Origin of the sequence: Oceanobacillus sp. J11TS1, assembly GCF_018333215.1 — a bacterium.
Classification (GTDB): domain Bacteria; phylum Bacillota; class Bacilli; order Bacillales; family Amphibacillaceae; genus Oceanobacillus.
The window spans coordinates 15,520-30,192 of record NZ_BORO01000025.1; the positions used below are offsets into that span (position 1 = coordinate 15,520).

Below are 14,673 nucleotides of genomic sequence, written 5' to 3' on the forward strand. Positions count from 1 at the left end.
AAGAGGTCTTTATTATAGAAATGGCGTTATTTCTGGATGTTTCTGTAAGACATCGACATAGTGGACAAGATCATCTGATAATTTATTTAAACGATCAATAACATTTTGATTGGTAATCACGTAGTTCGTATAGTCCTTTTCTTCAATAAAGACATATTTAGGAATTACCCATGCATGCATATAATGAAGAATTGGCTTTAAGTGCTGCTCTGGAACTAAATAATGCTTGGTCGTTCCTGCTGTCGCTACAATACCAACCAATTTATTCTGAAAAGCATCGACTGGCAGAAGATCAAATAAGTTTTTTAACGTTCCGGGAATGGATGCCTGAAAAACCGGCGTACCGATTAATATGCCATCAGCCTGCATGATTTTTTCCAATAATATTCTGGTGTCACCTGTGTAATCTTTATAGGAACGCCCATCACTAAAGACCACATCGTAGTCCTTTAAATCTGCCAGCTCTACATCAATTTCCGCATGTTCCTTTTCCATATATTTCAATGCATGTTCCACTGCCACTCTTGTTTTTGAGCCAATCGTAGAACCAGAAATACCAATTATCTTCACGGAGCATCCTCCTATATCATTAATTTATTCCTTTTTATCTATGAAATTATCCGACTCTAGATTAATCTATTCAACGCACTTATAAGTATTTACTTTCATTGCCTAGCTGTGAATAAATACACTGCTATCACTGAAATTTTCTTACTGTTGCGGATCGTTTTGCTTACACAATCCAGGCATCTATACCTAGGATGAAACCGCTTATCAAAAAGAAGTTATTAACTGTATTATACCTAGTTACCTAACAGAAATACAGTTAGATGCTTACGATTTACCTCAGCTAAAATAGAGCGAATTAACCCGGAAACCATTGATACTTCCGTAAATCTACCCGTCCATCTGAAGACACCTGTACCTCTTCCGCTTCTAAGCGAATTCGTTGCTCCCAGTTTGTTGCTTCATCAGGAATCGCCAGTTCACCTTTTGCATTGATGACACGATGCCAGGGTAAGTTATGCTTTTGACTCATCGAATGCAATACGCGTACAACTTGTCTAGCCGCCCGGGCATTGCCTGCTTCGCTTGCTATTTGACCGTATGTCATCACCTTCCCAGGCGGGATTTTTTGTATGACTGTGATGACTTGGTTCGTAAAGGGAGTCACTTTTTTATCATTCCTCTTCTAGGGTTTTATCGTACATATTTTCGCGGAACACGTTTTCCAATTAAGCAAACCGTTTCATAATGAATTGTTTGCATTTGTGCCGCAACTGTATCCAGGGAAATGTATCCGTCACGAGGGTCGCCAAAAATGGTTACAATCGTATTTTCTTTTATATCCTCTATCTCAGAAACATCCACCATCGTCTGATCCATGCAGACACGTCCAATAATCGGACATTCCTCCCCATGAATGGTAACGTGCCCTTGGTTAGATAATAGACGGGATAGTCCATCTGCATATCCGATTGGCAATGTAGCAACTTTTGTATCCTTTGTCGTCGTATAAGTTCGACCATAGCTAACAGATTCTCCTGCCGGAACACGTTTAATTAAAACAGGTTTTGTTTTTAAGCTCATCACCTGTTTTAATGGCAACATTTCTTTTAAATGCGGCTCTGGATAAAGGCCGTACAAGCTGACACCTACTCGAACCATATCCAAATGCATTTCCGGATATGCAATGGTTGCGGCACTATTACAACAATGCTTGATTGGAATGGTATAACCTTTAGCCTCTAGCACTTGATAAATATACTGGAAGGTTTCAAATTGTTTATACGTATAATCACTTGACTCGGCATTATCTGCTTCTGCAAAATGCGTAAAGATGCCTTCCACTTCCAATTCTTTTTGGTCCAGAGCCTGGCATAAATATAAAGCTTCCTCCGCTGTCCGAACGCCGATACGCGTCATTCCTGTATCTACTTTGATATGGATTTTTGCTTTTTTCCGCAACGTCTCCGCAGCCTGGCGAATAGCTTCTATGGTCTCATGCGAATAGACTGTCATCGTTATATCCTGTTCTACAGCTTTATAAACGGAATGAGCGGGTGTATATCCCAACAATAAAATAGGTGCTGTAATTCCTGCTTCCCGGAGTCTCAAAGCTTCATCTAAGAATGCGACACCAAGATAGTCTGCTCCATTATCTAACGCCTCTTCCGCAATTGGCACCGCCCCGTGACCATACCCATCTGCCTTCACCACCGCCATAAAACGGGAACCTTTCCGAATATGCTGCTTCAAATGTTTCACATTAAATGCTAAAGCTTGTAAAGATACTTCTACCCAAGTATCCCGAAAACTTGTTGTTATCATGTTTTTTCCCACCTTGTCTGTCATCAGCACTTCTACTTAGTCTTGCTTCTTCGTTTACGTTATATCAATTTTATTTTATCATTTCCATTCTCTGTTGGATAGTTACGGAAATAGAAGGAAGGGATCAGCTAACTAAAACCAGAATAATTACAGAAGGTTTGGAAGAGATGATGATTTCCTGTTAAAAAAATAAGCTGCTTCTTTTGAAACAGCTCACTTCTTCAATGGTTCTTTGGTTGATTTCGCCTCGTTTCGCTGGACAACATTCCACTTACTTCCGAATAGCTGGATACCCTTTTCCACCCTCTTTATGATTTCATCGGCCCGTTCATACATAATCCCGCGCAAATCATGCATTTGTCGAATTAACTTTTCAAGCCAAGCCTCATGCTTATCGAGTCTTTCATAAAGTAACGTGAGATCCTCTTCTCGTTGATTCGTTTGTCGATGAATATCATCTAATTTATTTGCTTGATCGTCTACTTTATTAAAAATTGTTTCATTTACCTTATCCAATTTTTCAAGCTTAGCATCAATGGTTGTCTGGTTACTTTTGATTTCTTTTACCTCTGCCTTTGCATTCTCTTGTTCAGCAAGAACCTGTGCAAGCTGTTTACTTTCATTCCTTGTATTCTCACGAAGCGAATCTAACTGTTTTAATACTTTCTCTTGGGTTTGTTGGTGATCTTTCTTATTTTTGTCGATCTCTTTCAACCTTCTTGCGATGCGTTCCAACTGCTGATTTTTTGCAAACACATCCCGCTGCAGCTGTTGCAATGCTTCTTTTGACTCTCGCTGCATTTCTAGCTGTTTTTGTTCTCTCTCACTTGCATGCGCATAAATAAACACTTCTTGATTAGATGAAGCACCTTTTATATCATTTGCATAGATACGCTTTTGCTGATTCAGATATACCATTTCCATCACCTCTCCTCATCAGTTTATGCATAAAGAAAGAAATAGGACGAATTTTGGTTATTTGCCTAATTTTATATGGTCTTATTTCTTTGTTTTCATTCAAGAACAGAAAAAAAGCCTAAGCAATATCCACTTAGGTTTTTTTCGCTGTATTTTATATATTGGATATGAATGCCGTGCCGTCTCGGGGAAATTGAGCTCGGCTTAAAGAGCAGATCTTTCTATTTTTCTAATTTCGATGGGTAGTACGATGTGTTCTATTTTTAAATGCATTCATAAACTGTTCTGGTGAAGATTTTATAATGTAGGCATAAACTCCCTTAAGCGTGTGTAAATAAAGCATTCCTTTATTTCCTGAAAAACGGTAAGAGATATCCATTACATCCTCAATTGGAAATTCCCTATACCGTGTGACAATCTTATCTTCATAGAGATACATATGTCGCTGTTCTTCTATATCCTTTTGTTCTAAAGCACTTACTTGACGGACGATCTTTACATACGGTTGTTTGGCAATAAGTTGCATTGTCTCCTCCGTTTGTTTCTTTTACCAGATATATTCTAATAACGTAATCGAAGGAACTTTTTAAATATCCCCTTAGCGATTAGCTTCAGCAACACGCAGATGGTTTTTTCTCCATTGCAGCCATTGATGTTCTCTAGTCTTTCGTGGTAAGAACTGACGAATATCCTCTTCATGGTATCCAACTTGTAAACGCTTCTTATCCACCATTATTGGACTGCGCAAAAGACGCGGGTATTCTTGGATAATTTCTAATAACTCCTGTAATGGCAAGGCTTCGATATCAAGGTCTAAATCTTTATAAATTTTAGAGCGAGTAGAAATAATTTCATCCGTTCCTTCTACTGTCATACGAAGAATACTTTGCAATTCGTTTACCGTTAACGGTTCTCTAATTACATTGCGTTCCGTATATTCAATACCGTTTTTCGTAAACCATTGTTTTGCCTTCCTTGTAGATGAACATGCTGCACCATAGATTGTTACTGTCATTAATCATACCCCATTCTTATATAGTTTCTTTTCTTAAAACATTAGAAAACGTTGCGTTTAAGCAAATTGAAAAGTTTATCCTTCGCTATTCGCCTTCGATAAACCTTTTCTTAATAGGTCCATTTCGATACGGAAATTTTCGATAGCTTCTTCATGAGAAAGATTCCTGGAAAGCTTATCGACTATATTTCGAAATGTGACAGATGTTAATATTTGCATAACATGAAAAAATTCTTGTTTACTATCTATATTTAATTTATCAAAATCAACTAAATCTCTTACCTGATTTACAGCATCAACCTCATGCTGTTTCCCTAAGAAAAGTTCTGTAAAAGAGTCCTCAATTTCATGCGTGACATTTAATACAGCATTCTTTAGAAACTTTAAGTGTTCCTCTTCGGTTAATTCAATTAACATGGTTCGGAATACTTGGTCCATGGAATCCATTAAATCTCCGTTGCTTTCCTTTAACACATTTAAAAAATATACACGACGCTTATCTGTATGGAGTTTTAATAAGTAGTAAAAAACATCTTCTTTATCATGAAAGTATTGATAAAAACTCCCTCTTGGAACACAAGCAAGCTTTACAATATTCGCAATGGAGGCTTGCGATAATGGAACTCTGGCAAATTCTTTTTCTGCCGCCTGCAATAACTTAGCTCTTTTTGAGTCATGTAAATTAAAAAATGTTGATTTAGGCATCTTCTTGCTCCTCCAAAACCCAATGTGACACATTGTTATGTTCTATGGTTTTATGTTAAATGACACCGTGTCATAAGTCAATCTTTTAGGTGACACGGTGTCATTTTTTTGACCAAATGTGACCATTTTATGGCAAGTTACGCTTCAGGCATTTCATATTAGACTTCAAATGAGCACTTTATCAAGTTATTCCCTAACCTCCCCAAATTATAACCTTTTTTCATAAATGGATATAAAAATGCTAATTTACCCGCTCCATAAAAAGTCGTGCATGTCCCTTTTATTCACTTTAATCAACCCTATGTATATACGCTATTTCTCACCAAAACGATGCGAAAGAAATTTTTTCTTAAGAATACGTAAAAAGGATATTTCAAATGATTTATTTTCGTGTATAATTATTTCGAATCTGACAAGAACTTTACCCCTCCTTTATATGCTCCGCAATAATGAGCAATTATATCTCGAAACGTTTAAATGATTGAAGTTTACGGAAAGCTATCCAAAGGGGATTGTTAGATATCTATCTGTAAAAAGGAGTATGAAATGGCAAAAAAAACAATCATTCAATTTAACCATGTCATGAAACAATTTGATGATGATGCACCGGTTTTGGATCACGTCAGTTTTGAAATAGAAAAAGGTAAGTTTTATACCTTACTCGGCCCTTCAGGATGCGGCAAAACTACCATTCTTCGCCTAATAGCCGGCTTTACCGAAGCAACATCGGGCGATATTCTTTTTGAAGGAAAAAAAATCAATCATGTCCCTGCCAACAAACGTCCAATTAATACTGTTTTCCAAGATTATGCTTTGTTTCCACATCTAAATGTATATGAAAATGTAGCTTTTGGATTACGAATTAAAAAGGTAAAAAAACCTGAAATGGATGCCAAAGTCAAAGAAGCGCTCAGCTTTGTTAATTTAAAGGGTTATGAAAATCGAGAGATCACAGGTATGTCTGGCGGTCAAAAGCAGCGTGTGGCGATCGCTCGCGCCATTGTAAATGAACCTGCTATTATCTTATTGGATGAACCGCTCTCTGCACTGGATTTAAAGCTCCGTTATCAAATGCAATATGAATTACGCGAACTGCAAAGACGGCTTGGTATCACCTTTATCTTTGTCACGCATGATCAAGAAGAAGCGCTCGCCATGTCGGATGAAATCTTTGTATTAAACAAGGGAAAAATTCAGCAAAGCGGAACGCCAAACGATATTTATGATGAGCCAATTAATCGGTTTGTTGCTGATTTTATTGGTGAATCAAATATTATTAGAGCAACCATGATCAAGGATTTTCTCGTAGAATTTGCGGGCAAGCAATTTGAATGTGTAGATCAAGGAATGAATCCCAATGAGACCGTAGAAATTGTGATTCGGCCAGAAGATATGGAGATTACATCTGTAGATCAGGGGAGTATTCGCGTAACGGTTCAAGCTCAGTTATTCCGCGGTGTACATTATGAAATTACTTGTACAGACGAATTCGGCAATGAATGGCTTGTCCAATCAACCAAAAAAGCGAATATCGGAGAAGAAATAGGACTTCGTTTTACTCCGAAGGATATTCACGTCATGCGATTAAATGAATCGGAAGAGGACTTTGAACGTCGCCTCGATGCATATGGTGAGGATGAGAACAATGCAAAATAAAAACATTCGTCATTTAATCATGCTTCCTTATGCACTGTGGATCATTTTATTCGTCATCGCGCCAATCCTGCTCGTTGTTTACTATTCTTTTTTTGATATTCATGGGAATTTCTCCCTAACGAACTACAAAAACTTTTTTACTGCCACCTATTTGCAAATGATCGTGAATTCCTTTTGGTATGCTTTTTTAATAACCGTTATTTCTTTACTTGTTGCTTATCCAACTGCTTATATTTTAACCCGTACGAAGCATAAGCAGCTATGGCTTTTACTTATTATTGTTCCATCCTGGATTAATCTGTTATTGAAAGCCTATGCGTTTATCGGAATCTTTGGTACGCACGGGGCTGCCAATCAATTTTTAGAGTGGATTGGTATTGGCTCCAGACAGCTTTTATTTACTGATTTCAGCTTTGTATTTGTTGCTGTGTATATTTTTATTCCTTTTATGATTTTACCTATTTTTAATGCTTTGGATAAATTAAATCCCAGCCTGCTTTATGCTGCCAGCGATTTAGGAGCATCTAAATGGACAACATTCCGAAGAGTTATTTTTCCCTTAACGTTAGATGGCGTAAAATCTGGCTGTCAGGTTGTTTTTATTCCGGCATTATCTCTCTTTATGCTCACGCGTCTTATTGCTGGAAACCGAGTAATTACTCTGGGTACAGCTATCGAGCAGCAATTCTTGGTAACGCAGAACTGGGGAATGGGTGCAACCATTGCTGTCTTTTTAATCATCAGCATGGTCGGTTTTATGGCACTTACCTCCATCAGAAGGAGAGGTGTGTAACATGCAGAAAAAGTCGAATTCATTCGCCAATCTATTATTATGGATTGTTTTTGTAATTTTATATGCGCCCATCTTCTATCTGATATTCTATTCCTTTAACAGTGGCGGGACAATGAGCCATTTTGAAGGATTTACACTTGATTGGTATCAGGAATTATTACAGGATACGCGGCTATTGATTATCGTATTAAACACCATTGTGATTGCCTTATTGTCCGCACTGATTGCTACAGTGATTGGTGTTTTAGGAGCCATTGGCATACGCTCTTATAAACAGAGGAAAACAAGAAACTCGCTGCTCTCTTTAAATAATGTTCTTATTGTCAGTCCGGACGTTATTATTGGGGCCAGCTTTTTGATTCTTTTTACCATGGCAGGAATTCAGCTTGGTTTTTACTCTGTTCTGTTATCTCATATTGCCTTTAGCGTGCCCATTGTCGTGCTGATGGTTTTACCAAAGCTGATGGAGATGTCGCCTTCTTTAGAGGATGCCGCGCGTGATTTAGGAGCAAGTCATTGGAATGTACTGACAAAAGTAACCCTGCCTTATATAGCACCAGGTATTTTCGCTGGGTTCTTTATGGCTTTAACGTATTCTTTAGATGATTTTGCAGTTACCTTTTTCGTAACTGGAAATGGATTTTCCACATTATCTGTTGAAATCTATTCCCTGGCAAGAAGAGGTGTCTCATTAAATATTAATGCATTATCAACACTCATGTTTGTTGTTACCGTCATTTTTGTTGTTGTGTACTATTACCTGGCAAGCCGCTCAGGGACAAAGGGGGCGAACTTTAGACGATGAAAGCTTTAAATCGTTCATTTCTATGGATTCTGTTGATATCTATTATTTTGTTAATCGTTATCAATCGGATGAATGCTGCGCAAGGATTTTCAGGAGACAATACGCTTACAGTGTATAACTGGGGAGATTATATTGATCAAGACGTTATTAAACAATTTGAAGCGGAAACAGGTATCACCGTTATTTACGAAACCTTTGATTCCAATGAAGCGATGATGACCAAAATTGAACAAGGCGGAACAACGTATGATATCGCTGTTCCTTCTGAATATACCGTTGAAAAAATGGCAGAGGAAGATTTACTCTATGAAATTGATCATGATAAAATCCCGAACCTCCAATATATTGATCGGCGCTTTTTAAATCTGCCTTTTGATGAGGGGAACCGCTATTCTATTCCTTATTTTTGGGGAACCGTGGGGATTATCTTCAATCCCGATCTTCTTCCGGAAGGGATGGAAATAACCGGGTGGCATGACTTATGGAATCCCCGCTTAGAAAACCAAATTCTGCTTGTAGATGGGGCTAGAGAAATTATGGGAATGGGCTTAAATACACTAGGCTACTCCTTAAACGATACTGACCCTGAACATCTATATGAAGCACTGGACTATTTGGAAGAGTTAACACCTAATATTCGTGCCATTGTCGGTGATGAGAATAAGATGCTGATGGCGAATAACGAAGCCGCAATAGCAGTCGGCTGGTCTGGGGATGCAGCGGATATTATGGGTGAAAATGAAGCGATGGACTATGTTGTTCCAGAGGAAGGATCTAATCTATGGTTTGATAATTTTGTGATTCCAAAAACCGCGGAAAATATAGAAGGAGCCCACGAATTTATTAATTTTATGCTTGATCCAGAGGTTGCTGCGCAAAATACGGAATACGTGAGTTACGCTACGCCCAATAAGGAAGCATTAAATTATATGCCCGAAGAAATGGTGAATGATGAACGTTTCTATCCAGATGCTGCTTTAACCGATAAGCTGGAAGTATATGAAAACCTCGGAAAAGAAAATCTAGCCTTTTATAATGAGTTGTTCTTGCAGTTTAAAATGTACCGGAAATAAGTATTACTAAAGTAAAAATACCAGCTAAATCCCCTTCATTTCACGCCATTTCCAAGAGGATTTAGCTGGATTTTTTTAATCCCTTTTATTTTCTGTTTCAAGGATTTATTTTTCAACATTCCCGATATCTCTGGCGTTTGAAGTGAAATGATTCAATCCTATTTCATCCTCGCTCTTATCTCCAAATAGTTCATCTCAACCATTATTTTTTATCATTCATTTTCGTATTACTACATATTTTGGACTCAATCATCGGTCAGATGCTTTGCGCTGGTTCAATTTTTCTACTGCGATCTGCAAGCCGGGACTGTCTATATCTTTTATATGCACCCAAGCAACCCGGTTGTTCTCTATGTTTTCTGAGATAACTTCCGTGTCCACATTCACTATATACCTGAAGTCGTAATGTTGATGATCACCCTCGTCTTTTTTTGGATTCGCAGGAATCGCATGAATATCAATATCTAAAGGAATAAGAGAACCTTTAGCATCAACTTTACCATCCATCCCCGTTTCTTCCTTCAACTCTCTGATAGCCGATTCTATTGGTCTCTCACCTGGATCCACATGGCCTCCTGGTTGTAACCATTTCTCCAAATTTTGATGAAACATCATTAACATATAATTAGGATTGGATTTTTTTAGTATAATTGCACTTGCTGTAATGTGCCCTGGTAGTGACTTTCTTGAAAAGATGTCTGTGTTATTTTCCTGCAGTTGAAGAATAAGTGGTGTTAATCGGTGTTTTTCCCTAGGATAAAAAGATAAATAGTTCTCTACCTGTTTTTTCATTTCATTCGTAATTAAATTCGCTACCATATAAACCTCCTCTATTAATATAGAAATATATATAATTTTATTATAACATTCAGAATTTATAATACAAAAAATCTCTTTAGCAAATCATCATAACTCTTATAAATAAACCAAAAACATCGCATAGAAGGTCAGCCTTCTATACGATATTTTTCATTAAACCATTACCTTACACATATCATTTGTAAATGCTACCGGATCTTCAATCGGCAGTCCTTCAATCAATAACGCTTGGTTGTAAAGCAGGTTTGTATACAGCGCTAGTTTATCCTCGTCATTACCTTGCGCTGCTTCCAATGCTTTGAAAATACTGTGATTCACATTAATCTCAAGCACTTTATCTGCTTTAATCTGCTGATCATCCGGCATTGCATTAATGATTTTCTCCATTTCTAAGGAGATTTCACCATCTGCAGAAAGAACAACCGGATGGGATTTAAGACGTTTAGAAGCTCGTACATCCTTTACTTTATCCCCAAGAATTTCTTTCATTGCTTTGAATAATTCATTATGATTTTCTGTTTCTTCCTTGGCTTCTTCTTTTTCATCCGCCTCAATGCCAAGATCGCCGCTGGAAACAGAACGGAATTCCTTATCCTTATATTGCATTAACATTTTAATCGCAAATTCATCAATTTCATCTGTAAAATAAAGAATTTCATAACCTTTATCCGCAACGATTTCTGTTTGCGGCAGCTTTTCAATACGTTCATTGGAATCTCCAGAAGCATAATAAATATATTTTTGGTCTTCTGGCATGCGCGATACGTATTCCTCTAAGGTTACCAGTTTCTTCTCTGTAGAAGAATAGAATAGCAGCAAGTCTTGCAGGTCTTCTTTATGCTGGCCAAAATCACTATACACACCGTATTTGATTTGCTGACCAAATGCTTTAAAGAATGTTTCATATTTTTCACGGTCGTCACGAAGCAGAGCCAGCAGCTGCTGTTTAATTTTCTTGTGAATATTTTTCGCAATAATTTTCAGCTGACGGTCATGCTGCAGCATTTCTCGAGAAATATTTAGGGATAAATCCTCTGAGTCCACCATCCCTTTAACAAAACTAAAGTAATCAGGAAGCAAATCTGCACATTTTTCCATAATTAATACACCATTGGAATAGAGCTCTAAGCCTTTTTCATATTCTCTGGAGTAGTAATTAAATGGTGCCTGCTCAGGAATAAACAGAATCGCATTGTATCTAACTGTACCATCTACATTAATATGGATATGACGTAATGGCTGGTCAAAGCCGTAACGTTTTTCTTGATAGAAGTTTTTATAATCCTCATCTGTTAATTCGTTTTTGTTTTTCTTCCAGATTGGAACCATTGTATTCAACGTCTGTTCCTCAATGACATCTTCATATTCGTCCTCTGTGCCTTCTTTTAACTTTCTTTCCGTCACATCCATTTTAATTGGATAGCGAATAAAGTCTGAGTATTTCTTTACGATTCGTTTTAACGTGTATTCCTCTAAAAATTCATCGTAATTATCTTCCTCTTCATTCTCTTTTAACTCAAGGATAATCTCTGTTCCGACTTCTTTACGTTCAATCGGTGTAATAGTATACCCATCAGATCCTTGAGAAACCCATTTATAGCCTTCTTCACTATCAATTGATTTCGTAAGTACCGTTACTTTATCTGCAACCATGAATGCGGCATAAAAACCGACACCAAATTGACCAATGATATCATGGCCGTCTTTTATTTCATTTTCAGATTTAAAGGTATGGGAACCACTTTTTGCAATAACACCGAGGTTATTTTCCAGTTCCTCTTTAGTCATTCCAATCCCTGTATCAATTACTGTTAACGTCCGCTTCTCTTTATTAGGGATTAGTTTAATGTAGTAATTGCTTTGATCAAATGTTAGAGAGTCATCTGTTAATGCTTTATAATAAATTTTATCAATTGCATCACTAGCATTCGAGATTAACTCACGCAAAAAAACCTCACGCTGTGAATAAATGGAGTTAATCACCATATCTAATAATTTCTGTGATTCTGCTTTAAACTTACGCTTCGCCATGAAATCTCTCCTTTTCTGTTTTTAGCACTCTTACTCACAGAGTGCTAACCTCTATTACATGTAATAACACATTCTAATTTAGCTGTCAATATTAGTCGCATATTCCCGCAACAACCTGTATAATAGAAGCCATATAGAAGAGGAGGGGTCTCGATGCTTCATGAATGGTTAAAAGATTCCAAGCATACTGTTATTTTTACTGGTGCAGGAATGTCTACGGAGAGTGGACTGCCTGATTTTCGTTCAACAAACCGAGGAATTTGGAGAAAGAAGGACCCGAGCAAAATTGCAAGTCTAGATGCTTTAAATCATCACCTCGAAGATTTTATTGCATTTTATCGGGAGCGTGTTCTTGGTGTAAAAGAATTCGGACCGCATAAAGGACATCAAATTCTTGCCGAGTGGGAAAAGAAGGGACTCATTCAATCCATTATCACCCAAAATGTAGATGGCTTCCATCAAGCTGCCGGCAGCAAAAACGTTCATGAACTTCACGGAACCCTGCAAGAGCTGCATTGTCAAACCTGCGGAAAAACCTATGACAGCTCTGCTTATTTAAAGGAAGACTACCATTGTTCCTGTGGCGGAGTACTCAGACCTTCTATTGTATTATTTGGGGAGATGCTCCCTGAGGATGCCTTTTCTGCTGCTTATGAGCATGCTAAGCAAGCCGATTTATTTGTCGTGCTGGGCTCCTCCTTATCTGTAACACCCGCGAATCAATTTCCGGAGATCGCAAAACAACATGGCGCTAAGCTCGTCATTGTAAATCAAGAGAAAACACCATTAGATGATTATGCAGATTTAATTGTCTTTGACCGCAAGATTGGTGCTTATTTAGAAGAAGTAAATAAATTATTATAAAACGAAACTTTAATCAACGGGAGTTAACGCTCTTCTACCGCTAGTTTATGTTCAGTAAACCAAGCAATTTACGCCCCTTAGCTCCCGCCGAATAAAGAAGGATTACATTTCATACACACTTCGTCAGTCCGAAGTATTCCTATATAACAAAAGCGCAGACAAGAATGTATTATACGTATCCTTGTCTGCGTTTTTTCATCGTGTCATATTAAGCCATCCATTTTGGAGGTGTATTTTTATCCCAATAGATGGATCCGATATAATGGTGCTTCTGGAACCCATCCTCGCTTAAATGATAATGAAAGTTAAAATAATGTCCTTCTAATGGCCGATTTTCTCGGCGGACATGGAACTTTGCCAATGTTTCCTCTGTGCTGTTATTAGAAACATTAAAAATTCGCTCTCCATATCCGTCCGAAGGTTTTTCTGTAATAGCTATATCTTTATAGACGGGGGAATGTTCCACAAGGCCTGCCAGAACGGTTTCCATCTGCGGCAAAATCACTGCAGTAAATTCATCTTCTACCCTATCTGCAATTCTTGGTCCAAACTTTTCTAAACTTAATTCCTTGGCCTCTTCTTGGAGCTGCTCTAAAAAAGATTCCCTCGAACCCTTTACAATATAGGACTGGGTGCTCTCCGTAATAACCGGAACTGTTTCTACATCGGACGGAGAGGACAAACTGTTATCACTGCGCTTATCTGCATCGACTTCCAAAAGGTTCGTTGGTGTATACATCCCCAACGTTACGATCGTTATAAGTACAACGGCTATTTTTCTCCACCAGAGCTTCATTTGTCCTCACCCGTCTCCCAAATCTTTTTTCTCTATTTTACCATGAATTATTATGTTGTCTATCCAACTATTCTACTTTTTTGAATTTTTATAGAAAAGTATTTAATGTATCAAACCTATCATTTATACATTATCTCACAAGCAGAACGTTAAACCAATCATATTATCCTGCTTAGACCGGCCAGCCTTCACGATTATATGCCATATCCCAAAACATATACTCATAGCGGCTCGTATTAAGAAAGATAGTTTCCAAGTCTTCTAGCTCCGCTTCTGTAAAGCCTTCAACAAGCTCATCTAACTTCCCAATCAGCCAGCTGCCAATGGAACCAAATTCATCCGAGCTGTACATTTTCACCCATTCCCCGTATTGTTCATGTTCCAAAGCACCCGGCTTTTTCGCAAGTTCCAGACCAATTTCATGATAACTCCATGCGCATGGCAGAATTGCTGCAATCAAAGCTGCCAAGGAGCCTTTCTGTGCTTCTGCGAGCATATTACTGCTGTAAGCTAAAGTGACGGGACCTGGGACAGTAGCTTCTAATTCCTCCCTTGAAATACCGAGGCGTGCTGCATACTGCCGATGAAGATCCATTTCAAAATTTAGCGTTTCATCCAATGCCTTTGCAAAGCCGGACATCGTATCCAAATCTTTCGCTAACACGGTTCCCATCGCAATGACTTTGGAGTATTCGATTAAATACTTGTAATCTTGGCACATGTAAAATTTAAATGCCTCGATATCTAATGTACCGTTACCAATCCCCTGTACAAATGGATGCTGATGGCTTTTCTCCCAAATTGGATCTGCTGTCTTACGAATACGTTCTGAAAATTTCATGTTATAGACACTCCTTTTTTTATAGA

Annotated in this window: 16 protein-coding genes; 5 read left to right on the plus strand and 11 right to left on the minus strand. The window is 37.9% G+C overall.

Translation table 11 applies throughout. The annotated features are described in order from the left end of the window. Window positions 1-12: 12 nt before the first annotated feature. The 7 genes from KI343_RS15820 to KI343_RS15850 all read right to left on the minus strand — a co-directional run bounded on the left by KI343_RS15820 (window position 13) and on the right by KI343_RS15850 (window position 4,969). Window positions 13-570, minus strand: coding sequence for an NADPH-dependent FMN reductase (locus KI343_RS15820; RefSeq protein ID WP_212927395.1), 558 nt, complete (start codon window positions 568-570; stop codon window positions 13-15). A 295-nt stretch (window positions 571-865) separates the two neighbouring features. After that, window positions 866-1,174, minus strand: a complete 309-nt coding sequence (locus KI343_RS15825; RefSeq protein ID WP_212927396.1) for an MGMT family protein — start codon at window positions 1,172-1,174, stop codon at window positions 866-868. Window positions 1,175-1,200: 26 nt separating this feature from the next. Beyond that, complete coding sequence (gene alr / locus KI343_RS15830) at window positions 1,201-2,331, minus strand: alanine racemase (protein WP_212927397.1); 1,131 nt, start codon at window positions 2,329-2,331, stop codon at window positions 1,201-1,203. 213 nt (window positions 2,332-2,544) lie between these two features. Next, window positions 2,545-3,255, minus strand: coding sequence for a hypothetical protein (locus tag KI343_RS15835; protein ID WP_212927398.1), 711 nt, complete (start codon window positions 3,253-3,255; stop codon window positions 2,545-2,547). Window positions 3,256-3,478: 223 nt separating this feature from the next. Continuing rightward, window positions 3,479-3,775, minus strand: coding sequence for a hypothetical protein (locus KI343_RS15840; protein WP_212927399.1), 297 nt, complete (start codon window positions 3,773-3,775; stop codon window positions 3,479-3,481). A gap of 72 nt (window positions 3,776-3,847) precedes the next feature. After that, window positions 3,848-4,264, minus strand: a complete 417-nt coding sequence (locus KI343_RS15845; RefSeq protein WP_212927400.1) for a Spx/MgsR family RNA polymerase-binding regulatory protein — start codon at window positions 4,262-4,264, stop codon at window positions 3,848-3,850. A gap of 75 nt (window positions 4,265-4,339) precedes the next feature. Then, window positions 4,340-4,969, minus strand: a complete 630-nt coding sequence (locus KI343_RS15850; protein ID WP_212927401.1) for a TetR/AcrR family transcriptional regulator — start codon at window positions 4,967-4,969, stop codon at window positions 4,340-4,342. 546 nt (window positions 4,970-5,515) lie between these two features. On the opposite strand from KI343_RS15850, the gene KI343_RS15855 reads away from it, so the two are divergent. Genes KI343_RS15855 through KI343_RS15870 form a run of 4 tightly spaced genes read left to right on the plus strand, consistent with a single transcriptional unit; the run spans window position 5,516 to window position 9,296 of the window. After that, window positions 5,516-6,625 carry an ABC transporter ATP-binding protein gene (locus KI343_RS15855; RefSeq protein WP_212927402.1) on the plus strand — a complete coding sequence of 370 codons (1,110 nt, stop codon included), beginning with the start codon at window positions 5,516-5,518 and terminating at the stop codon, window positions 6,623-6,625. Beyond that, window positions 6,615-7,418, plus strand: coding sequence for an ABC transporter permease (locus KI343_RS15860; RefSeq protein ID WP_212927403.1), 804 nt, complete (start codon window positions 6,615-6,617; stop codon window positions 7,416-7,418). The genes KI343_RS15855 and KI343_RS15860 overlap by 11 nt, the downstream gene beginning before the upstream one ends. Before the next feature lies 1 nt (window position 7,419). Beyond that, window positions 7,420-8,223 (plus strand): ABC transporter permease, encoded by an 804-nt coding sequence (locus KI343_RS15865; RefSeq protein WP_212927404.1) that lies wholly within the window; start codon window positions 7,420-7,422, stop codon window positions 8,221-8,223. Then, window positions 8,220-9,296, plus strand: a complete 1,077-nt coding sequence (locus tag KI343_RS15870; protein WP_212927405.1) for an ABC transporter substrate-binding protein — start codon at window positions 8,220-8,222, stop codon at window positions 9,294-9,296. Before KI343_RS15865 ends, KI343_RS15870 begins: the two co-directional genes overlap by 4 nt. Before the next feature lie 249 nt (window positions 9,297-9,545). Here the strand turns inward: KI343_RS15870 and KI343_RS15875 are convergent, their stop codons facing one another. Further along, the gene (locus tag KI343_RS15875; protein WP_212927406.1) at window positions 9,546-10,115 is read right to left on the minus strand and encodes an NUDIX hydrolase; all 570 of its coding nucleotides are present in this window, start codon (window positions 10,113-10,115) and stop codon (window positions 9,546-9,548) included. Window positions 10,116-10,268: 153 nt separating this feature from the next. Then, complete coding sequence (gene htpG, locus KI343_RS15880; protein WP_212927407.1) at window positions 10,269-12,146, minus strand: molecular chaperone HtpG; 1,878 nt, start codon at window positions 12,144-12,146, stop codon at window positions 10,269-10,271. A gap of 153 nt (window positions 12,147-12,299) precedes the next feature. On the opposite strand from htpG, the gene KI343_RS15885 reads away from it, so the two are divergent. Next, window positions 12,300-13,010: an NAD-dependent protein deacylase gene (locus KI343_RS15885; RefSeq protein ID WP_212927408.1), complete on the plus strand. Its 711-nt coding sequence runs from the start codon at window positions 12,300-12,302 to the stop codon at window positions 13,008-13,010. Between the two features lie 208 nt (window positions 13,011-13,218). On the opposite strand, the gene KI343_RS15890 is transcribed toward KI343_RS15885, so the two are convergent. Together KI343_RS15890 and tenA are read right to left on the minus strand one after the other, a co-directional pair. Next, window positions 13,219-13,806, minus strand: a complete 588-nt coding sequence (locus KI343_RS15890; RefSeq protein ID WP_212927409.1) for a YpjP family protein — start codon at window positions 13,804-13,806, stop codon at window positions 13,219-13,221. A 172-nt stretch (window positions 13,807-13,978) separates the two neighbouring features. After that, window positions 13,979-14,647 carry a thiaminase II gene (gene tenA, locus KI343_RS15895; RefSeq protein WP_212927410.1) on the minus strand — a complete coding sequence of 223 codons (669 nt, stop codon included), beginning with the start codon at window positions 14,645-14,647 and terminating at the stop codon, window positions 13,979-13,981. Window positions 14,648-14,673 lie beyond the last annotated feature (26 nt).